The organism is Acinetobacter sp. GXMZU3951 (genome assembly GCF_054457875.1).
Genome location: NZ_JBTLFO010000010.1, coordinates 24,866 through 46,165 on the forward strand (window position 1 = coordinate 24,866; position 21,300 = coordinate 46,165).

The 21,300-nt window shown below is 43.4% G+C and carries 17 protein-coding genes; 4 read left to right on the forward strand and 13 right to left on the reverse strand.

Annotated features, from left to right (window positions below; all coding sequences use genetic code 11):
* Window positions 1-6: 6 nt before the first annotated feature.
* The 6 genes from ACX17N_RS14105 to ACX17N_RS14130 all read right to left on the reverse strand — a co-directional run bounded on the left by ACX17N_RS14105 (window position 7) and on the right by ACX17N_RS14130 (window position 7,004).
* The gene (locus ACX17N_RS14105) at window positions 7-1,731 is read right to left on the reverse strand and encodes an ABC transporter substrate-binding protein (RefSeq protein WP_458893308.1); all 1,725 of its coding nucleotides are present in this window, start codon (window positions 1,729-1,731) and stop codon (window positions 7-9) included.
* Between the two features lie 588 nt (window positions 1,732-2,319).
* A complete protein-coding gene (gene bioD, locus ACX17N_RS14110; protein ID WP_458893203.1) occupies window positions 2,320-2,961 on the reverse strand; it encodes a dethiobiotin synthase in 642 nt (213 codons plus the stop codon).
* Window positions 2,958-3,737 (reverse strand): malonyl-ACP O-methyltransferase BioC, encoded by a 780-nt coding sequence (bioC, locus tag ACX17N_RS14115; protein WP_458893204.1) that lies wholly within the window; start codon window positions 3,735-3,737, stop codon window positions 2,958-2,960. The genes bioD and bioC overlap by 4 nt, the downstream gene beginning before the upstream one ends.
* A 9-nt stretch (window positions 3,738-3,746) precedes the next feature.
* The gene (locus tag ACX17N_RS14120; RefSeq protein ID WP_458893205.1) at window positions 3,747-4,904 is read right to left on the reverse strand and encodes an 8-amino-7-oxononanoate synthase; all 1,158 of its coding nucleotides are present in this window, start codon (window positions 4,902-4,904) and stop codon (window positions 3,747-3,749) included.
* Window positions 4,901-6,184 carry an adenosylmethionine--8-amino-7-oxononanoate transaminase gene (bioA, locus tag ACX17N_RS14125; RefSeq protein ID WP_458893206.1) on the reverse strand — a complete coding sequence of 428 codons (1,284 nt, stop codon included), beginning with the start codon at window positions 6,182-6,184 and terminating at the stop codon, window positions 4,901-4,903. The genes ACX17N_RS14120 and bioA overlap by 4 nt, the downstream gene beginning before the upstream one ends.
* A 109-nt stretch (window positions 6,185-6,293) precedes the next feature.
* On the reverse strand, window positions 6,294-7,004 hold the full coding sequence (locus ACX17N_RS14130) for an alpha/beta hydrolase family protein (protein WP_458893207.1): 711 nt from the start codon (window positions 7,002-7,004) through the stop codon (window positions 6,294-6,296).
* A gap of 237 nt (window positions 7,005-7,241) precedes the next feature.
* Here ACX17N_RS14130 and ACX17N_RS14135 point away from each other — a divergent pair, with 237 nt between their 5' ends.
* The gene (locus ACX17N_RS14135) at window positions 7,242-7,814 is read left to right on the forward strand and encodes a peroxiredoxin (RefSeq protein WP_458893208.1); all 573 of its coding nucleotides are present in this window, start codon (window positions 7,242-7,244) and stop codon (window positions 7,812-7,814) included.
* A 68-nt stretch (window positions 7,815-7,882) separates the two neighbouring features.
* Here the strand turns inward: ACX17N_RS14135 and ftn are convergent, their stop codons facing one another.
* A complete protein-coding gene (gene ftn, locus ACX17N_RS14140) occupies window positions 7,883-8,347 on the reverse strand; it encodes a heteropolymeric bacterioferritin subunit Ftn (protein WP_458893309.1) in 465 nt (154 codons plus the stop codon).
* Window positions 8,348-8,922: 575 nt separating this feature from the next.
* Between ftn and ACX17N_RS14145 the strand changes: the two genes are divergently transcribed.
* Window positions 8,923-9,990, forward strand: a complete 1,068-nt coding sequence (locus tag ACX17N_RS14145; protein ID WP_458893209.1) for an SDR family oxidoreductase — start codon at window positions 8,923-8,925, stop codon at window positions 9,988-9,990.
* Window positions 9,991-10,051: 61 nt separating this feature from the next.
* Here the strand turns inward: ACX17N_RS14145 and ligA are convergent, their stop codons facing one another.
* The 5 genes from ligA to ACX17N_RS14170 form a co-directional block, all read right to left on the reverse strand.
* A complete protein-coding gene (gene ligA, locus ACX17N_RS14150; RefSeq protein WP_458893210.1) occupies window positions 10,052-12,091 on the reverse strand; it encodes an NAD-dependent DNA ligase LigA in 2,040 nt (679 codons plus the stop codon).
* Between the two features lie 87 nt (window positions 12,092-12,178).
* Window positions 12,179-13,126, reverse strand: a complete 948-nt coding sequence (locus tag ACX17N_RS14155; RefSeq protein ID WP_458893211.1) for a cell division protein ZipA C-terminal FtsZ-binding domain-containing protein — start codon at window positions 13,124-13,126, stop codon at window positions 12,179-12,181.
* Window position 13,127: 1 nt separating this feature from the next.
* A complete protein-coding gene (smc, locus tag ACX17N_RS14160; RefSeq protein WP_458893212.1) occupies window positions 13,128-16,580 on the reverse strand; it encodes a chromosome segregation protein SMC in 3,453 nt (1,150 codons plus the stop codon).
* Window positions 16,581-16,589: 9 nt separating this feature from the next.
* Entirely contained in the window at window positions 16,590-17,285 is a 696-nt protein-coding gene (locus ACX17N_RS14165; protein WP_458893213.1) for a GntR family transcriptional regulator, read from the reverse strand.
* 156 nt (window positions 17,286-17,441) lie between these two features.
* On the reverse strand, window positions 17,442-18,251 hold the full coding sequence (locus tag ACX17N_RS14170; protein WP_458893214.1) for a sulfite exporter TauE/SafE family protein: 810 nt from the start codon (window positions 18,249-18,251) through the stop codon (window positions 17,442-17,444).
* Between the two features lie 28 nt (window positions 18,252-18,279).
* Here ACX17N_RS14170 and ACX17N_RS14175 point away from each other — a divergent pair, with 28 nt between their 5' ends.
* Window positions 18,280-19,038: a biotin--[acetyl-CoA-carboxylase] ligase gene (locus tag ACX17N_RS14175; RefSeq protein WP_458893215.1), complete on the forward strand. Its 759-nt coding sequence runs from the start codon at window positions 18,280-18,282 to the stop codon at window positions 19,036-19,038.
* Between the two features lie 9 nt (window positions 19,039-19,047).
* Entirely contained in the window at window positions 19,048-19,791 is a 744-nt protein-coding gene (locus tag ACX17N_RS14180) for a type III pantothenate kinase (protein WP_458893216.1), read from the forward strand.
* 73 nt (window positions 19,792-19,864) lie between these two features.
* Here ACX17N_RS14180 and ffh read toward each other — a convergent pair whose 3' ends face one another.
* Complete coding sequence (gene ffh, locus ACX17N_RS14185) at window positions 19,865-21,274, reverse strand: signal recognition particle protein (RefSeq protein ID WP_458893217.1); 1,410 nt, start codon at window positions 21,272-21,274, stop codon at window positions 19,865-19,867.
* Window positions 21,275-21,300: the final 26 nt, after the last annotated feature.

The window sequence follows — 21,300 nt, forward strand, 5'->3', positions numbered from 1 at the left end:
CCACACTCATTTATTTTTTTCAGGCTGGATATCCAGATATGGCCAGTTACTATTCATCATGGGATGCGCTTTAAAGCCCTGAATTTGTGGATGCAGTAACCAGTTGCGAATGCGGCTGCTATGAATAATCCACGGATTATCCGCTTCAATTTGGCGGCTTAATTTTTCATAAAATGGCACGCGTTGCTGTGGCGCCAAACTCAACATTTTCTTGTACAAAGCATCATAGCTTTTCGATTGATAACAGCTTAAATTACCCTGAGCAGCATTCGGCCCATACAGTAATTGGGCAAAATTTTCCCCTTCAGGATAATCCGCAATCCATGCCCCGCCCCACATCATATATTTACACTGTGTTGCAGCTTTTAAGTTATCGGCGAAATTGCTGACTTTAAAATCCACCCGAATGCCGATCGCATCCAGATTCTTTTTCCACAACTCGGAGTGCACCACAGAACTGGAACTGTTTTCCGTCATAAAATTTAAGGTAAGTGGCTGACCACTCGGCAAACGACGATAGCCATCTGCTGCCTTTTTATAACCAAAACGGTCCAGTAGTTTATTGGCCAGTACAGGGTTATAGGCCAAACTACTGCGGTAATTCGGATTGAAGCCCTGAACCCCATCCGGAATGAGCATTTCCGACCTCACCGCCTGACCCTTGTAGAGTTGCTTGATGGCTTCGTCTTGATTAAACGACAAAGTAATGGCACGGCGTAAGGCAATTTTGTCTAAGCTGAATCCCCCGACAATCGGATCTTTCATATTGAACATGGTGTAGGTAATTTCAGGATCTTTGTTGGGATAATGCTGGATACCCTGCTTCACCAATTCGGGTTTGAGCTTCTGTCCATCTAAGGCTTGTGGGACAGCATTCGAGGTCAATTTGTCAAAGTCGAGCTGCCCAGTTTTGAAGGCCAGCCAACGCGACTGTTCTTCCTCAATAATACTGACCTCAATTTTACCAATTTGCGGCATCTGTTTACCCGACATCTCTTGCACCAGTCGGTTATCCCAAGCTGTACCTGTGGATTTGAAGTTCCAGACAAAACCACGGTAATGCGGGTTAGCTGTCAATTCTATTTTACTGCGTGGCACGTATTTACTCAGCTGATATGGACCTGTGCCTACAGGATGCTGTGCGATACGATCTCCATAATATTCGACCACTTCACGTGCCGTTGCGCCAAAGGTGACATAGGCCAGAATGTACTGAAAATTATAATCAGGACGGGTCAAAGTGATTTGTAAGGTATAAGGATCCAGCGCTTTTAAGCCTGCAATCGGAGCATCGTAATTAAACTTTCCAGTTTTCTTGGCCAGCGCATGAGCTTCATTGCCCCCGACAATTTTGCCATCAATGAAGGAATAGGTGGTGGAACGGTTTTTGGGATCTAAAATGCGCTGAATACTGTAAATATAATCTTGAGCTTTCAGTTCACGACGTTGCCCTTTAAACGCAGGATCAGGCGCAAAATAAATTCCCGGCTTAATTTTAAAAGTGTATCGCTTGCCATTTTGTTCAATCAGCGGCAACGCCTGTACGGTATTCGGCACCAATTGCACAGGTCGCGCCAAATAATCATATTTCAATAACGGCTCAAAAATGACTTCAGCAATTTTTCCACTGTAAAAATTATAGGTTTTGACCATATCAAAACCATCATCAGGGGCTTCCATTGCTACGTGTAAAATCTTGTTGGACTGAGCTGCGGCATTGGCTAGCTGCATACAGCCCGATGAAATCAGCAGGGTTAAAATGGCAATTCTTAAGTTTTTGGCTTCCAATTTTGACCTTTCCTGTGAGACCTGCATAAACGCCGGTTTATTCATTGTTTTTAAACTGATGTGTTTATTGTTATTCCTGTTCCATTTAAGCAAATTCTCTCGAATTAGTCCTCTGCTTATGTCATGAATTAACAATGATTTGCTCCTAAAGCGAATTTCGTGCCATCGCTAAAAATACTGCTAAAAAAACAGATATTTATAAATATTTATATTTATTATATTTTTTATTTATTCGGTGCTTTAGATTGGACTAAAATCCAAAAGCCAAAAGGAACGTCCAATCATTTTAATTCATTCTAGTCTGCTGTATTTAAATCAAAGCCATCATTCTATTATCTTGCAGAATCAATCCTGATAAAGCACAGCATTGGTTGCCCATTGTATTTTTTATTCGTGGTTATTCGTGTGACCACTATTTCCAAATATCTTTTTTAAGCTGGTTTCTAAAATATTGCTTGGCTATCAATTACGACTTTCAGGTTCAAGTATGAAAAAGGCTTCATCTATGTGATGAAACCTTTTTCAAATAAATCACAACACTGGAATATCAATCCAGTGTGCTTCTGGGAAATGCTGCGCCAAATAAGTTTTAAGATATTCAGCTGTATCTTTAGAAATGATAGGGTCTTGCGATTCATCATTTAAGTTATAGGCCAATGCATATAAAGACAAACCACGTGCTTTTAAGGCTTCCAGACTCAATATGGTATGGTTAATGCTACCTAAGCGCCCTGAACTGACCAAAATCACTGGGAATTTTTTATCTGCCAGATAATCAATCGTCAGCATTTCGGTCGTCAAAGGCACCATTAAGCCGCCCGCGCCTTCCAGTAACACCACTTCAAATTTATCCGCCAACTGCTGCGTTGCATGCTCAATCTTGGCAAAATCAATCTCACGGCCATCGATTTTCGTGGCTAGATGTGGAGAAGCTGGATAGGTGAAAATTTCAGGCATGGTCAGTTTGCTGTCATCTTCCGGCAAGAAACCTGTACCCATAATTTCACGATGCTGCTCAATATCTTCAGACACATCCACATTGCCAGTTTGAATCAACTTTTGGGTAATGGTACGTTGACCTTCGGCATTCCATAATTTCGCCAAATATCCAGTGGCATAAGTTTTGCCAATACCAGTATCAATACCACTCACAAAATAGATGTCTGCGGTCATGTTGTTCTCCGTGCAATACAATAAATTGGGTGATAGCTTAAGCAATAGTGCAACTGCCCAAATTCATCAATCTGTGAAAATTGTTGATAATCTTGATAAAAATTTTGCAGCGATTGTTTGGTCCAACGATAGTACACGCTGGTTGCCGTTACCCCTGTTGCTTTTAAATGCTTGAGTACCTGTTTGGGATGGGCAAAATTTAACGTACTGACCTGCTCACTCAGCTGCAAAACTTCAAATCCCGCCTGCTCTAAGGCTTGCTGCAATTCTGGTAAAGTGGGATAGTGCAAGCCTTGTCCTGTTAGGGTTTTAATTTCTTTTAAATTTTCCTGCCCAAAAATCGAAAAACAGAAATAACCTTGCGGGAGCAACGCCTGTGCCACGCGATGAAACATGGCAGACAAATCCGTCATCCACTGTAATGCTGAACTGGAAGTCACCAGATTCAAATCTTGCGGCAAATCCAATTGCTCGATATCACCAATCAACCATTCAATCTGCGCTTGCTGTGGAAAATGTTGTTGTACCGCAGCATACAGATCATTCAGAATCAGGTGATCTATGTGCAAATTTTGCATGAGCAAATGGCTTAAATTACCTGAGCCACAACCAATTTCTAACACACGTGCTTGCTGCTGTGCAGGCAAATGATTCAGCATCAATTGCATTAAATGCTGACAAATTTGCTTTTGTACCACAGCATGTTCGCTATAGCTTTGTCCCGCCTGTGCAAAGCGCAAGGCCACACGGGATTTATCTATTTGAGATGGATTCACCACTAAAACTCATAACAAAGCGATAAACTGATCCAGTTCATCTTGCTGAAATTGTGTATTTAAACAAATACGTAAACGTGAACTTTGCACAGGCACCGTTGGTGGACGCACTGGCATAATATAAAAACCTGCCTGTTGTAACTGCACCGCAGTATCGACGGTTTTTTGCGACTCACCAATAATGACAGGCACAATATGGCTGGTCGATGGACAAGCATACCCTTTTGCCTGTACGGCTTGTTGTAAATAAGAGCTTAATTGCTGTAAATGCTGACGACTGGCATTTAGATTACGCATTTTCTGAAAAATAAAATTGGTCCATGCCATACAAATTGGGGGCTGGGCGGTGCTAAAAATCAGTGATCGCATTCGATTAATCAAAAACTCACGAATTATCGGATGGCAAATCAGGTAGCCACCTACAGACGCCATGGCTTTACCAAAAGTCCCGACCAAAAAGTCTATTTGCTCAATCACTTGATACTGTTCAGCACAGCCAAGACCTTGCTCACCGCGTACCCCGATGGCATGCGCTTCATCCACATAGAGCATGACTTTGGCAAATTGGGATTTAATGCGAGCCAACGCTGCCAGATCCGTTTCATCCCCATCCATACTGAAAATGGATTCAGTCACCACAATGATTCGATCAAAGGCCGCATCATCATGGTATTTCTGTAATAACTGCTGCAAATGCTGCAAGTCATTATGGCGATAACGTACATATTTAGCAGATGAAAGACGAATCCCATCAATCATACTGGCATGTACTAATTTATCTGCCAGAATTAAGGTTTTGGCATCGCTAACTGCGGGTAAAATCCCGATATTCATATGATAGCCACTGTTAAACAACAGCGCAGCACGCCCAGCAAAAGCTTGACTCAAGCTGGCTTCAAGCTGTTCATATTCCGGAAAATTTCCGGTCAGTAAGCGTGAAGAAGATGAACTCATGATGCGCTGTGCATTCGGGGTTTCATCAAAAAACTGTTCGCGTAAGCTCAGATCTGAAGCCAAACCCAAATAGTCATTAGAAGCCAAATTCAACATCCGACGCTGTTGAATTTCAATCCATTTGCCCTGTTGGGTATTCGAGGTAAATTGACGTAAATTGCCCTGCAGTTTTAGCTCATCCAGTTGCGCTGCATAATGGTCTAACAAATTCATGCCGCTTCCTCTTGCATATGACGTACTACATCGACTAATTCGGTCAACAAGGTATCTAACTGTGTTTCTGAAATCACATACGGTGGCATCACATACACCAGTTTGCCAAATGGACGAACCCAAATGCCACGTTTAACAAATTCTTGTTGCAGGGTTTTCATATCGACATTGAACTTTAATTCAACCACACCAATTGCTCCCAACACCCGCACATCCTGTACATAACTGAGTTGCGCTAATGGTGCTAAATGCTGCTCTAACTGCTGTCCAATGCGTTGAATGGTGCTTTGCCAATCTTGCGAAACCAAAAGCTGGGTACTGCGGAGTGCCACCGCACAAGCTAAAGGATTCGCCATAAAGGTTGGACCATGCATAAACACGCCCGCTTCACCCTGTGAAATGGTGTCCGCCACATGTTTCGAGGTTAAGGTTGCAGATAGGGTCATGTAGCCACCCGTTAAGCCTTTACCAATACACATAATATCGGGTTCTACCTGTGCATGTTCCCAAGCAAAGAGTTTACCTGTACGCCCAAAACCAGTGGCAATCTCATCAAAAATCAACAGCACTTGATATTGTTCACACAGCAGTTTGGCTTGGCGTAAATATTCAGGATGATAGAAGCGCATGCCGCCTGCACCCTGCACAATCGGTTCAAGAATCAGTCCTGCAATCGTGTCATGCTGTTGCTTTAAGACTTGTTCTAATTCGGCAATATCGGTAGCATCCCAGTCTTGATCAAAGCGGACTTGTGGTGCAGGGACAAAAATACGATTCGGTAAGCTACTGCCAAAAATCTGATGCATGCCCGTCACTGGATCACACACCGACATGGCATTCCAAGTATCCCCGTGATAACCCGAACGTGGCGTAACAAAATTGGTTTTAGCCGTCTTGCCTTGTGAAGTCCAGTATTGCACAGCCATTTTTAAAGCAACTTCGACGGCAACTGAACCTGAATCGGCATAGAAAATTTTGTCTAAACTCGGTGGGGTAATCTCTAGTAATAGTTTGCCCAGCTCAATGGCAGGATCATGGGTAAAGCCACCAAACATGATATGCGACATATTTTGCAGTTGATCGGTAACGGCCTGATTCAATTCTGGGTGATTATAACCATGAATCGCACACCACCATGAAGACATGCCATCGAGCAACTGACGCCCATCATCTAACTCAATCACTGCGCCATAGGCTTTTTTCACCTTAAAAGTCGGCAGTGGGTTGGTCATAGAGGTATAAGGATGCCAGATATGTTCAAGGTCAAATAAATCGGTCATCCATAACTCCTGTGGCGTACTCATTTTTTACAATATTGGCTATCTTAAACCTGCAAGTTTCTAAAAAACATTGCGAGAATGGTCATTCCTAGACAGCCTGAACGGACTCTTACAGAAAATCAGCAATAATTTGCAAAGTTTGTTCTGCTTCAAAGCATGGAAAGCCATGTGAAACATGATCAATACACATAATTTTTGTATTTTCTGCAAGTAATTGCTGCATATTTTCAACAATTTCACTTGGAACTAGCGCATCTTGTGCTGCGAACAGGTGTAACTGTCTTCCTGTATAATGCGCTAAAGTTTCGGTTAAATTCAACTGCTCTAATAGCACTAAACCCTGCTCCAACAGTGAAACTGGTTGAGGCTTAATCATTTTTTGCATTTGCACAAAATCTTTCTTGGCAGAATCTGCGCCTTGGCAAACTAAAAAACCAAAGCGTTTTAGGGTGCTAATCGCATCTTGCTGGAATGACTGCTTAAACTGGATAAACGTTTCCTGTGGCATGGCTGTGTCCCAACTCGGTTGCACCACAAAACAGGGGTTCGATGCCAAAGTAATCAAGGTTTTCTGTTGTGAAAATTGCTGCTGAAGTTGTTGAACCAATAAGGTGGCTAACTGACCGCCCAGTGACCAGCCCATAATCACCTCAAAACCACGCGCATGCTCGACCTGTTGTTGCAGCGTTTCTGGGTCTAATGCATTAAAAATATTGAGCAGGTCGACCTGATGCCCGTGCTGTTGCAATTTTTGCTGTAAGGGTTCTAACAGTTGCGTACCACCACCCCAACCTGTGATGAGTAAAATACTTGTGCTCAAGGTTTTGCTCTACGAATCAAACTTTGTCGAGCAGTATAACGACTTTTATTTTTGGACTGAGCTGCATTTCCTATCATTCTGCAACTGTAAAGTCACACATCTGAAACAGTAGGCAGGTTGTATATTTCAGGCAGTTTGGCTCCCATATCTGCCAAGTCAATGGTCTATTTTCTTACACTCAGCATAAGCTTTCTTTGCTAAGATAAAACATTCAGTTAATCAAAAATCAGAAAAAATATGCATTTGAACCAACTGTGCCGTGTCGGTTTCCTGAGCATCAGCTGTACCATCGGTAGCTATACGCTCAGTCATGCCGAAAACGCTGTCTTTTCTAAATCGAATTCAAGCCAAAAACAATGGGTTGGGCAAACCGCACCGAGCTTCAAGCTACAAGACCAAAATGGTAAATGGCACGACTCCAAACAATATCGTGGTCAATGGATGGTCTTGTATTTTTATCCCAAAGATGACTCTCCTGGTTGTACCCAAGAAGCCAATCAGTTTAAAGCACTCTATCCCAAATTCTTAAAATCCAATGCCGTAGTGCTAGGCGTGAGTCTAGATGATGTGAAGTCGCATCAAAAATTTTCCAGCAAATTGGGACTGCCTTTTCCGATCTTGGCCGATCAAAAGCAACAGCTTGCAGGACAATTCGGCATCGTGCGCAACTTTGGTGTGGCACAAATTGCCAAACGGGAAACATTCTTGGTCGATCCACAAGGCACGATTGTTTATCACTACAGCAGTGTAAACACCCAGACCCATGCCAATCAGGTGCTCGCTGATATTCAGAAGTTTTCAAAAAAGTAAAAATTTGGCACATAAAAAAAGGTTTTCAAACTCAAGTCTGAAAACCTTTTTGAAATGATGCGACGTGCTTACATTTGCGATTGAATATAGTTTTGCAAGCCAATCAATTCGATCAGGCGAATCTGTTTTTCTAACCAGTAAGTATGATCTTCTTCCGTGTCAGACATTTGCTGACGCAACATATCTCGAGTGACATAGTCCCCTTTTTCTTCCGCCAATTTCACGCCTTGCGCCAGTTTCTCACGGACATGATATTCCAGTGCCAAGTCGGCTTTTAAACAGCTCACCACATCTTGACCGACATCAATATCATCACGATTCATATTTGGTGTTCCTTCAAGGAACAATACTCGGCGAATGAGGGCATCCGCATGGGAAGCTTCTTCCTGCATTTCATGGTCAATACGTTCGAAGATTTTGCTTAAGCCCCAGTCTTCATACATACGAGAATGAATGAGATATTGATCGCGAGCTGCCAGTTCTCCACCGATCAACATATTTAAATAGTCTACTACTTCTGGATTGCCACGCATCTCGTTATACCCCATACCTTTTTCAAATATTATGGCGACAATTAACTAAGAATGCAAAAGTTAAATTTTGTAAGTTTATGATTTTTATAAAATTAAAATGAGAAACATACGCATTTGCAGTTTAAATTCGCCCATTTTCCACATATAAAATAAGCCTTTGCAGTATTTTGCCTCTTCGGACAAAGGCTATTTCATTTAAAATTTTGCTTATTTTAAAATTTGTAACTATTTAAAATGGTTCTTATTTCGCTACGTCTTTAAAACATCACGAAGTTTAAATTGTCACACCATCATTTTTTTATTATTAAAAATAAAAAAGTTACACTCAATTTAGAGCTATGAGCCCCACTGTTGCATAGTAAGCGTTAAACATACCTTCCAAATATTTTTTATTGATGAGATGATCTACATTGGCGAAGATAGTCATTTTTACCTCGCCCAATTGGGTTTTATAAGGCACACCCACCTCTACGTTGAAATGACGCATCAGTTAGCTACCTGTTCCCCATAAGCAAAGACTTTCATCCCATTCGCGTTTACACTATGCCAATACTTAAAACAACAACGGTTGATCTATGACAAATTTAGCAACACAAGCACCTGTACTGGTCACAGGTGCCTCGGGTTATATTGCCAGTTGGGTAATTCAAAAACTATTAACCCAAGGCTATACCGTACATGCTACTGTCCGTGACCTGAACAAAACTCAAAGCTTCGCGCATTTATCGAAAATTGCAGAAAGCAGCACAGGAACACTCAAACTATTTAAAGCGAATTTGCTCGAACCCAATTCATTTAAAGAAGCCATGCAGGGCTGTGAAATTGTGTTTCATATGGCGTCACCTTTTGTTGTTACCAACTATAAAAATGCCGTGAAGGACATCATTGAACCTGCTGTTTTAGGTACAGAAAATGTTTTAAACACCGTGAATGAAACTGAGTCTGTCAAACGCGTCATTGTCACTTCAAGCATTGCATCGACCTATGGCGATGCCGTGGATATTTTAAAAACGGATCATAATACTTTTGATGAAAGTCACTGGAATACCAGCAGCTCAGAGACCCATCAGCCTTATCCATATTCTAAAGTGATGGCTGAGCGTAAAGCTTGGGAAATGGCGGATGCACAAGAGCGTTGGCAATTGGTTTGCATTAACCCTGCCTTGGTCTTTGGTCGTTCATTAACGCCAAATACGCAGTCAGGTTCAATTGAGGTCTTACAACAATTTACCAATGGCTTAACGCTTGCGGGTGTTCCACCCATGTGGAATGGTGTAGTCGATGTTCAAGATGTTGCCGAAGCACACCTACAGGCTGCATTTAATCCCAAAGCAACAGGTCGTTACATCGTCAGTGGTGATACGTTGAGTTTGCTTGAAATTGGTCAATTACTTAAAGCCCATTTTGGTTGGAAGTTTCCATTTCCACGCAATGAACTGCCAAAAACTGCCTTTAAAGTGATTGGTCCGCTCATTGGTTTTAGCCGTGAGTTTGTTGAACTGAATATGGGTTACCCTATTTATTTTGATGCGAGCAAGAGCCAAAAAGAATTAGGCTTACAGTATCGCGATGTCAAAGAAAGCTTGATTGAGCACTTTCAACAATTGCTTAACGATGGTGTGATCAAACAATATATTCCGTAATGATCACCATAAAAAAAGACACCTTATCGGTGTCTTTTTTTATTTCATACGAATCAGAAATCTAAGCCTCTAACTGACCATAATCTTGCATCAGTTGAATAAACTCAGCTTCGTTGATCACAGTAATACCGAGCTTCTCCGCTTTATCTAGCTTCGAACCTGCTTTTTCTCCAGCAACAACACATTTGGTTTTACTCGATACACTACCACTGACACGTGCACCCAGTGCTTGCAAGAGCTGTGTTGCTTCATCCCGCCCCATGCGACTCAGTGTACCAGTCACAACCCAACTTTCACCATTCAAAGGCTGGCGGATTGGTGCTACTGGTGCGTCCCAGTGAATACCTGCTGCCAATAACCGCTCCAAGACTTCCAAATTATGCGGGGCTTGGAAAAAGTCATAAATCCACTCTGCGGTGATATTGCCCACATCAGGTGTTTTCATTAACGACTCAATGTCGGCTTGTTGTAAGGCTTCAAACGTCTGGAAAGTATTCGCCAGCATACGCGCTGTGGTTTCACCCACCCCACGAATCCCCAATGCATAAATAAATGCCGCCAAAGTGGTCTTTTTGCTGTTTTCAATCGCATCAATCAGATTTTGAACCGATTTCTCGCCCATTTTTTCAATGGTGAGTAATTTTTCACGATGTTCATGCAAGTGATAAATATCTGCCACATCTTGCAGTAAATCCAGATGCAACAAAGACTCTACCCAACGCTCGCCTAGACCTTCAATATCCATAGCTTTACGCGAAACAAAGTGGCGAATCGCTTCAATGCGCTGTGCAGCACAGTACAAACCGCCAGAGCAACGTGCCAAGGCTTCACCTTCAGGCATCACCACGGGTGAAGCACAAACGGGACACTGTTCGGGTAAATGCACTTCTTGGGTATCATTCGGACGAAACTCAGGCCAAACTTTTTCCACTTTAGGAATCACATCCCCACTGCGATAGACACTGACCGTATCGCCAAGACGCACATCCAAACGGTGAATTTCACCAATATTATGCAAAGTCACATTAGAGACTGTGACCCCACCGACTGCCACAGGATTTAAGCGTGCCACAGGGGTTAGTGTCCCTGTACGCCCCACTTGCCAGTCAATATGTTCAACCGTAGTCAAAGCTGCAACCGCAGGGAATTTATAAGCGGTTGCCCAGCGTGGTTCACGACTGAGAAAACCCAGCTGCTGCTGCTGTTTTAAATCATTGACCTTGACCACCATCCCATCAATTTCAACACTTAAATTCGGACGCTCAAGATTAATTTTTTCATACGCCTGTTGTACCGCCTGAATACTGTCGCAGACAAAATGACGCTCACCCACGGCAAAGCCAAATCCAGCCAACCAGTCCAGACTCTCGGACATGGTTTTCAAGCCATGACTCGGTTCGCATTGTGCAATGCCGTAGGCATAAAATGCCAGTGGACGCGACGCTGCAATATTCGGATCAAGCTGTCTTAAACTGCCTGCTGCAGCATTACGCGGGTTGGCAAATGTTTTTTCACCTTTAGCTTCATTTTCAGCATTCAACTTTTCAAAGCCCGATTTTGGCATCAGCACTTCGCCACGGACTTCCAATAGCGTCGGTATTATGCCTGAGGCATGGCTCAACACTTTCGGTAAGTTACGAATGGTTTTGACATTCTGGGTAATATCTTCACCCGTTTCACCATCACCACGGGTCACCCCGCGCACTAACACGCCATGTTCATACCAGAGCGAAATCGCGAGTCCATCGAACTTTAATTCAACATCATATTCAATTTTTTGGTTTGGTAAGCGCTCTTCAACACGACGTGCAAAAGCAAATAATTCTTCTTGATTAAACACATTGCCCAAAGACAGCATCGGTACCACATGTGTGACCGATTCAAATTTTGCTAAAGGCTTGCCACCGACTTTATGGGTCGGTGTATCGGCTTGTACCCATTCAGGATATTGTTGTTCTAAGGCCTTGAGTTGGTGAAATAATTGGTCATATTCACTGTCGGCAATGGTGGGCTGATCCATCACATAGTAGGCATGATTATGCTGTGCCAGAATCTGAATCAGTTGACGCATTTGTGCGACAACAGTGTTTTGCTGAGTCATAGTTTCACCATAAAAAAGGGCGGTTTTTCCGCCCTTCAACAATCTAATCGGTCTATTATAAAAATCAGACCTTAATTTTCAATTTGATTATACCGTAGCACGCTGATTTGAGCGGTAATCAATTGCTTGATGACGCCAAAATTCACGCAATTGTGCGGTTAATTCCTGCTGATTCTGATCGTAAATTGTGCCATCAATTTCTCGCGCAATCAGGTTAGAAATACTCACCATGGTATCAAAGGCATTTTGCACATCATTATGCGGTAAAGCCAAGAAGAAGGCCAAACCTTTGACTTGCTCATTGGCTAAAGTTTCCAAATCAAATCCTGCCGCACCTTCATCGGTAATTTGTAAGACCGAGAAAGACAGTTTTTGATGTTCTTCGTCATAACGGTGGAAACATGCCATTTCACCATAACGCAAACCGTATTTAAGCAGGACTTTCAACATCTTGTCTCCAGTTAGAATTCGACGTTCTGGGTAAATGTTAAAGACAATAAATTCTTCCGCAGTCTGTAAGACGCTTTCCTCATCAACACGCTGCTGTTCATGTAAATGTTCATCCAAGATACTGCTTTCTTCATTAAATTCAGTAATCTCGGCTTTTTCTACATGCGGCTGTAAATGTAAGCCTGAATCTGCATCAGCATGTTCTGCTGCGATTGCAGTATTCGGATCAGCGGGCACTTCTGCAGCTGGCACTTGCTGAGTGTTCGCTTCAGTTTGCGTTTGATCTGCAACGGCTACGGGGGCTACTTTATCTTGTTCTGCACTCACTGTAGGTTCTGGTTTTTGTTCTGTATCTTCTGCAACAGCGGCTTCATTTAAAGTTGGTTCTACACGCTCTGTAGATTCCGAAGTTTGCAACTGATCACGCACATGACGCGGAATGATAGGAAGTTGACTATCAGAATTCACCTGTAATGCACTTTCAAGGGATGGTGTTGCTTCAGCTGGCTTTTTCAACAGCATGCGTAAACCAACGAATATTATGATTACGGCGATTACGATACCAACTATTGTAGTGACTTCCATATTATGACTCCGCGACTAAACCGTATTCTTTTGCCTGTTCCAAATTCACACTAACAAGTTTGGATGTACCCGGTTCTGGCATGGTCACGCCCAGTAAATCGGTTGCCATCGTCATTGCTAGCTTATTATGTGTAATGTAAATGAATTGAACTTGTTCAGAAAGCTCTTTTACCAAATTACAGAAACGCCCCACATTGGCATCGTCCAAAGGTGCATCCACCTCATCCAAAACGCAAAATGGCGCAGGATTTAAACGGAAAATGGCAAATACCAACGCCAATGCCGTCAACGCTTTTTCACCACCGGACAATAAGGCAAGTGAACTGTTGCGCTTACCCGGTGGGCGTGCCATCAGTTTCACCCCAGACTGCCAATCATCTTCTAAAGTCAAACAGGCTTCTCCCCCATTAAAGACTTTAGGGAATAAGTCCTGTAACTCGGTATTGACGTGATCGAAAGTTGTCATAAACAACTTTCGGGTTTCTTGATCAATACTTTTCATGGCGGCTTGTAGTTGCGCCACGGTTTTCTCTAGATCTTCAATCTGATGGCTGAGTTCATCAAAACGGTTGGACACTTCTTCATATTCTTCTGAAGCCGCCAAGTTGACTGCACCTAATTTGGCAAACTGCTGTTGGGCTTTTTCCAAACGTGCCTGATGTGCCGGTAAATCAATGTTTAAACCCGTAATCAGCTCACTGTCCATGGCTTTTAACTGCTCAGAATAGTGTTGAAAATCGGATTTGGCTGCCTGCCATGCCAAACGCTTTTCTTCGAGCTGACTGCGTAACCGTTCATCTTGCTGTTGCTGTTGATGACGTTGTTCCGTGACCTGCTGCTGTTTTTCTTGCACACTGTTGAGTTCTAACTGCCATGCATTCCAGTTTTTCTGCAATTTTTCAGTCTGTTGGAACTGTTCGGCAAATTGCGATTCCAGACTTGGCAATTCAAGTTGCACAGGGTCAATAAACTTTTTGGCTTGTTCGATTTGTTGGGTAATTTGCAGATTTTGGGTTTTCAGGAAAGAAGCATCTTTTTCCAATAGCTCTGTTTGCTGTTGAGTTTGCGTCGCATGACGGCGTAACACTTCTAGCTCTTGTTGCGAGTGCAAGGCTTGCTGCTGCGCCAACTCGACTTGCTCAGTCAACTCTTCCAGTTGAAACTGCGTAGTTTTATAGTTTGGCAGCACCTGTTCAAGCTTTAGCGTCAACGCATGCAAATCTATTTCTAGATCATCTTTTTGCATAGCATCTTCTTCAAGCTGCTGCTCTAACTGGACAAGTTGATCTCGTAATTGTTGCTGTTGCAAGGCAAATGCTTGGGCACTACTTTGCAGCTTGGCAATATTGACATCCAACTGTTGTAGTGTTTTCTGCTGTTGTTTCAGTAACTCTTGCTGCTCCTTCAACACGGCCTGTTGCTGTTGCATCTGTTGCTGCAACTCAGGTAAATGCTGCTCAGCTTGCTCATACTGGGCTTGTAACAGACTTAATTCACTCTCAATGCCTTCTAGGCGAATACGATGACTGAGTGCGCCCTGACCCGCTTGGCTGCTTTCATCATAATACAGCGCAATAACCCAATCCGCACCGACATGATAACCGTCTAAGGTTAAAATCGACTGGCCTGGCTCAAGCTCAGATTGATACGCTAAAGCCTGTGTCAGTGAGTTGGCAATGGCGACCTGATTCCACAGCGAATGTGATGCTGAGGCAATCCAGTCTGCCAGACAGGGGAGTTGTGGCAAAGTCAGCTGACTACTGCCTGTGCTCATTTTAAGCTGACGTGCAATGCTTTCTTGGAATTCCGCTTCTTCATCCAGCACTTCTGCTGAAAGCCATTTGGTCAGAAACTTTTCAATTAACTGCGCATGCGGTTTGCCTTGCTCATTTAATTTTAAGGACTGCATCAATTGCACATTAGAATTATGCGAATCAGGGCTTTGCTTAGCGACCAATTGCGACAGATTTCGCTGTTCCGATTGTAAAACCTGAATCTCCGACTTGAGCTGTAGCAGCTGGCTTTTTTGCAGGGCATATTGCTCTTGTAATTGCTCGTGTTGCTGAGCTTGCTGCTGAATGTCGAGTTCTAATTGCGCCAATCTTGCCTGAACGCCTTGTTTTTCCTGTTCTAATTGCTGTACATCATCGCCTTGGGTTTGCGATTGAATCTGTGCGGCTTGCAATTGCAAAGTCTGTTTCTGCTGTTCAATCCGCTCAATGTTCTTTGTTAACTGTTCAGATTGAGCCAGCATCTGCATTTTTTGCTGTTGTTGCTTTTCAACTTGGGTTTTCAGCTGTTCAAACTGCTGCTGCACCTGTTGCTGTTGTGCTTTAAAATCTTGATAACTTTGGCTCTGCTGTTGGCTCAACACTTCGCATTGCTGCAACTGCTCGGTCTGATCATCTTGTTGTTGCAGTAAGGTTTCTAACTGCAATTCAATCAGTTGCAGACGTTCTTTGGTCTGTGCCTTTTGCTGTTCCAGTTGTACCAGTGTCGACGTATTTTGCTGAAACAGTGACTGTTTTTGTTCTAGGGTCATTTTCAGCTCAGCCAGTTTTTTCTCTGCCTGTTGCCACTCATTTTGTAATGGCGTCGATTGTTGAATCAGACGCTGAAAGAGCTCACTGGTCGAACTTAAATCATGCTCCAAGGTGCTGAGTTCAGAGCGAACCAACTTAAACTGGTCACCCAACTCGTTCATCTGTACCGTATATTCCTGCTGCAACCGGCTACTGTGTTCGCATTGGAATGACAACACTTCAACCTTAATGCTCCGAATGGTTTTTTCTAATTCTTTATATTGAATCGCAGTTTCAGACTGACGTTTTAAGGTTTTGAGCTGTGACTTTAACTCTTGGGCAATATCTTCTAAGCGCGATAAATTCTGGGTGGTATGATCCAAATGCAGCAGAGTTTCGCGACGACGTGCCTGATAACGCGACACCCCCGCCGCTTCTTCAATAAACACTCGCATTTCTTCAGGTTTGGCATCGACCAAACGGTTAATCATGCCTTGCTCAATAATCGCATAAGAGCGTGGACCTAAACCTGTGCCCAAGAAAATATCGGTAATATCACGGCGACGACACTTGGTGCCATTCAGGAAATATTCAGACTTACCATCACGATTGACCTGACGTCGTACAGCCAGCTCATTATAGGCATTATAGGTACCACCCAATTTCCCGTAAGTATTTTCAAAACGCAGTTCGACACTGGCCACACCCACAGGCTTACGCTTGGCAGTCCCAGTAAAGATGACGTCTTGCATGCTGCCACCACGCAGTTGTCGTGCATTAGACTCGCCCATCACCCAGCGAATGGCATCAATCACATTGGATTTACCACAGCCATTGGGTCCAACTACCGCGGTACGGTTGGCTTTAAAATGTAAGGTCGTACTGTCGGCGAACGATTTGAAGCCTGAAAGTTTTAAACTGCTTAAACGCATAATGTCCTGTTAACGTCGTGAACGACGCGCCCATGCTAATTCGATTTGTTTCATGCGTGTTAGAGATTCCAACACCAAGTTACGCAAGTGTCGGCAAAAATCGTCCATAAATAAAGTGGCTTGTTGTGATTTTCGGATTAAAATTGCATCACTCACCAGTTTAAACAACTCAAACGACTCTTGTAACTCCCTGCGCGACGTATTTAAGGTTAAGAAATAACTGCGACGAATGGAAGGCAACAACTCCTGATAAAAATTCATTAAATAAGGATTCGCCACCATATCCTGTTGTCGGGCAAAATATTGAAAAATTAAATCATAAAATTTCTCGGTATGTCCTTGTCGGCATTCTTCTTGAATCTGCTCCATTAACCGCTGAAACTGTTCAGCTTCATGCTGCCGCCAAGTTTCCGCAATACGATGCACAATCTGCCCCGCAAGCATGGCACAACTGTCAAATAATGCACGCACCTGTTGTGCCGACATTTCTGATACTATCGCTCCACGCCGCGGAAAAATCTGAATCAGATGCGTGCGCTCCAAGAGCAACAAGGCCTCGCGCACCGAACCACGACTCACATCCAGTTCTTTGGCAATTCTGAGCTCCTGAATGCGCTCACCTTCGACCAATTCGCCACTAATGATTTGCTCACTAATATGTTTGGCAATTTGCTCGGACAGGCTTTCTATTTCTTCTTGTTGCATACTTTTCCTATCTTGTTTTTATTAAGATGCAATCTCAAATACATCATTCCACCGATGTCATAGTTTTAACTGATTTCAACGGTCTGGCACCATGTCATTGTCAGACAATATTATGTCTAAAAAGCCAATTCAAACAGTAAAAATTATCACAAAACTTTAGAATAATTTTGAAAACCCCTGATAAATAAAATAAAGCCCCACCGTCGTCAACAATCCTGCAAAACAGCGCTTGAGCATTGCTGGTGACAATTGATGTGCAACTTTTGCACCAAGTTTAGCGGTCATAAAACTCATCAAACTGATGCCTAAAAATGCATAGATATGAATATAACCAATGGTATTCGGTACATTGACCTGCGCTTTGGCACCAAACCAGATGAAACCTAAGGCACCTGCAACAGCAATGGGTAAACCACAAGCCGCAGACGTCGCCACGGCTTTTTGCATGACTACCCCGTGACGGTTCAGATAAGGGACGGTTAGACTACCACCACCAATGCCAAAAATTGCCGAGGCAACCCCAATTCCACCACCCGCGAGCATCTGTTTGGCTGTCGAAGGTAACTGCTTCGAGGTATCCACTTGGGCTTTTGCCCCTTTAAACATGCGATAAGCCACCCAAAGGGCAAAAAAGCCAATAATCAGTTGCAGACCTTGTCCCGGCAATAAATCCGCAATGCCCGCCCCCAAAAAAGAGCCGATAATCAACCCTGGAGCTAAATTGCGAAATACCGACCACAACACTGCACCCTGTTTATGATGTGCGGAAACGGAACTGAAAGAAGTTACAATAATGGTCGCTAAGGATGTGCCCAACGCCATATGCATAATCACAGCAGGATCATAGTGCAACTGAGTAAATACAATATACAGAATCGGAACAATGATCAGACCGCCACCGACTCCAAACAGCCCTGCGGTAAATCCTGCGATTGCACCAATCAGTAAATATATGATTAACTCCATAAATATTTTCCACTATGCTTAGATTCAAATGGATGCCGAAACTCGCCAACTACAACAACGACTTCAGGCCGCACAACAACTCCCAGAAGTCCTACTGTTAAAACCGACCACCACCTCAACCAATGATGATGTGCGTGAACTTGCACAAAAAGGAATACACAGTGCATTGGTTTGCAGTGCGCAACAAACGCAAGGAAGAGGACAGCGACAACGTCAATGGGTGTCACCCGAAGGAAACGTGTATTTAAGCACATTGCTCAATACACGAACAGCAATAGATGGGCGTTTAGCTCTAGAAGTTGCGCTCAATATTCTGCACATGCCGAGTCTTGAACAACTCAACTTGCAAATTAAATGGCCAAATGACCTGTACAGTGTGCAAGGTAAATGGGGCGGTATTTTGATTGAGCCAATCAGCCCCAACCAGGTCATTGTCGGGGTTGGACTCAATATTGCGCCTGTGGCTGATACCAGCATTGATCAACAAGTGACTTCACTCACCGAGCTGGGGCTACAACTTAGTTCCCGCATAGATTTGATTGCCGAACTCTATTTAGCCATTCACCGTGCTGGAGAATGGTTTGATCACCAAAGCTATAACTTGGCCGCGCGTTTTAATCGCTATGCCGCTTTTCAGCAACAAGCCGTCGAATTCGAACATAGTACTGGTCTATGCTCGGGGACTTTTGTCGGTATTCAAGACGATGGCGCAGTATTGCTTGAAACTGAAACTGGCCGACAAAGTTTTTACCAAGGTCGTTTACGACTCAGTACAACAACCGAATAGGATGATGTAATGAAAAGTTTATGGCTCGATATTGGCAATACCCGGCTCAAATATTGGCTGACTGAACAGAATCAAATTGTGGATCATGCAGCTGAACTGCATCTACAGTCTCCTGCCGATTTATTACTTGGTTTAATCCAGCATTTTCAAGGTTTGAACATTCAGCAAGTGGGCGTCTCATCGGTACTGGATCAGGAAAATAATCAACGGATCCAAACCATTCTGGAACGCTTAGCAGTACCTGTAATCTTCGCCAAAGTACATACTGAATATGCTGGGTTAAAATGCGGTTATGATAATCCAAAACAATTAGGAATAGACCGCTGGCTACAAGTCTTGGCGGTCGCGAATCCAGATCAAGACCTCTGTGTAATTAGTTGCGGTACAGCCTTGACGATTGACCTTACCCATAGGACACAACACTTAGGCGGATATATCGTTCCTAATTTGTATTTGCAACGGGATTCACTGATTCAAAATACCAAAGGCATTAAAATTCCAGATGCTGCATTTGAAGAACTCAGTCCGGGTCGCAATACCATTGATGCCGTACATCATGGCATTTTCTTAGGTTTACTCAGTACTATTGAACGCGTGATGCAGCACTCACCACGGCAGTTGGTGTTGACGGGTGGCGATGCGGAATTGTTTGCACAACATTTACAGCAGTATCAACCGATTGTAGAAGCGGATTTACTACTAAAAGGTTTACAGCATTACATGCATCATCAAGCTAAAAGCATTAAAGCCTGAAAAATCTGAAAAGTGATCTTGAATCATAAAAAAAGGTGCATCAAGCACCTTTTTTTAACATCGATTTAAAGCATTATTTTTTCTGGTCATTGTTGCCAAACAGAGGCCCCATACCACCGCCACCACCGAATTGCTTTTGCAAGCCACCCAGTGAACGCATCATTTTTGCCATACCCGATGGATTCGCAAACTTCTTCATCATTTTCGCCATTTGCGCATGTTGTTTGATGAGTTTGTTCACTTCTGTCACTTCCATACCGCAGCCAGCTGCAATACGTTTTTTACGGCTCGGGTTCATCAAGTCTGGGTTACGGCGTTCTTTAATGGTCATCGATTGAATAATCGCTTCCATTTTCTTGACTTGCTTTTCAGGGTTCGCTTGCGCAATCGCATCTTGAATACCTGAATTGCTCATGCCAGGCAACTTGTCCAAGAAGCCCATCATGCCGCCCATTTTGTTCATTTGTTCAAATTGCATGAGCATATCTTCAAAGTTGAAGCTGCCGCCTTTCTGCAATTTTTTCGCCATTTTTTCGGCTTTTTCTTTGTCGATTTTACGTTCAACTTCTTCGACCAAAGAAAGTACGTCACCCATACCCAAGATACGTTGTGCAACACGCTCAGGATGGAATGGCTCTAAGGCATCGAGCTTTTCGCCCATACCCAAGAATTTGATTGGCTTACCGGTAATCGCACGAACTGAAAGTGCTGCACCACCGCGCGCATCACCATCAGTTTTGGTGAGGATGACACCAGTTAACGGTAAAGCATCATTAAAGGCTTTAGCTGTATTTGCCGCATCCTGACCGGTCATGGCATCAACCACGAACAATGTTTCAGTCGGCTTAATCGCAGCATGCAACTCTTTAATTTCACCCATCATGTCTTCATCGACATGCAAACGACCCGCGGTATCGACAATCAAGACATCCGCAAACTGGATTTTGGCCTGTTCGATGGCACGGTTGGCAATATCAATTGGCTTTTCATTGGCATTCGATTCAAAGAAAATCGCGCCAACTTCGCCCGCTACAGTTTGTAGCTGTTTAATTGCCGCAGGACGATAAACGTCCGCAGACACCATCGCGACTTTTTTCTTTTGACGTTCTTGTAAAAAACGTGCCAATTTTGCCGCAGTCGTGGTTTTACCCGCACCTTGCAAACCTGCAAGAAGCACAACCACTGGCGGTTTAGCTGCGAGGTCGAGGCTTTCATTGGCCTCACCCATCATCTTGGTTAATTCGTTATAAACAATTTTAACGAAGGCTTGCCCAGGAGATAACTGCGTCATCACTTCCTGGCCTAATGCTTCTTCCTTAACTTTCGCGATGAATTCACGAGTTACAGGTAACGCAACATCGGCTTCAAGAAGTGCCATACGTACTTCACGTAACGTATCTTTAATATTATCTTCGGTTAGCTGCCCTGAGCCAGTAACATTTCTTAAACTCTGCGTGAGTCGTTCTGTTAAGGTATCAAACATTGCAAAATCCGCTTAAAATAGCCAGT

Coding starts and splice junctions, on each gene's coding strand:
- ACX17N_RS14105 (WP_458893308.1), bottom strand. CDS start 1,731: ATGCAGCTAGCCAATGCCGCAGCTCAGTCCAACAAGATTTTACACGTA.
- bioD (WP_458893203.1), bottom strand. CDS start 2,961: ATGACCGCAGACATCTATTTTGTGAGTGGTATTGATACTGGTATTGGC.
- ACX17N_RS14120 (WP_458893205.1), bottom strand. CDS start 4,904: ATGAATTTGTTAGACCATTATGCAGCGCAACTGGATGAGCTAAAACTG.
- bioA (WP_458893206.1), bottom strand. CDS start 6,184: ATGACCGATTTATTTGACCTTGAACATATCTGGCATCCTTATACCTCT.
- ACX17N_RS14135 (WP_458893208.1), top strand. CDS start 7,242: ATGCATTTGAACCAACTGTGCCGTGTCGGTTTCCTGAGCATCAGCTGT.
- ftn (WP_458893309.1), bottom strand. CDS start 8,347: ATGCGTGGCAATCCAGAAGTAGTAGACTATTTAAATATGTTGATCGGT.
- ACX17N_RS14145 (WP_458893209.1), top strand. CDS start 8,923: ATGACAAATTTAGCAACACAAGCACCTGTACTGGTCACAGGTGCCTCG.
- ligA (WP_458893210.1), bottom strand. CDS start 12,091: ATGACTCAGCAAAACACTGTTGTCGCACAAATGCGTCAACTGATTCAG.
- ACX17N_RS14155 (WP_458893211.1), bottom strand. CDS start 13,126: ATGGAAGTCACTACAATAGTTGGTATCGTAATCGCCGTAATCATAATA.
- smc (WP_458893212.1), bottom strand. CDS start 16,580: ATGCGTTTAAGCAGTTTAAAACTTTCAGGCTTCAAATCGTTCGCCGAC.
- ACX17N_RS14165 (WP_458893213.1), bottom strand. CDS start 17,285: ATGCAACAAGAAGAAATAGAAAGCCTGTCCGAGCAAATTGCCAAACAT.
- ACX17N_RS14170 (WP_458893214.1), bottom strand. CDS start 18,251: ATGGAGTTAATCATATATTTACTGATTGGTGCAATCGCAGGATTTACC.
- ACX17N_RS14175 (WP_458893215.1), top strand. CDS start 18,280: ATGGATGCCGAAACTCGCCAACTACAACAACGACTTCAGGCCGCACAA.
- ACX17N_RS14180 (WP_458893216.1), top strand. CDS start 19,048: ATGAAAAGTTTATGGCTCGATATTGGCAATACCCGGCTCAAATATTGG.
- ffh (WP_458893217.1), bottom strand. CDS start 21,274: ATGTTTGATACCTTAACAGAACGACTCACGCAGAGTTTAAGAAATGTT.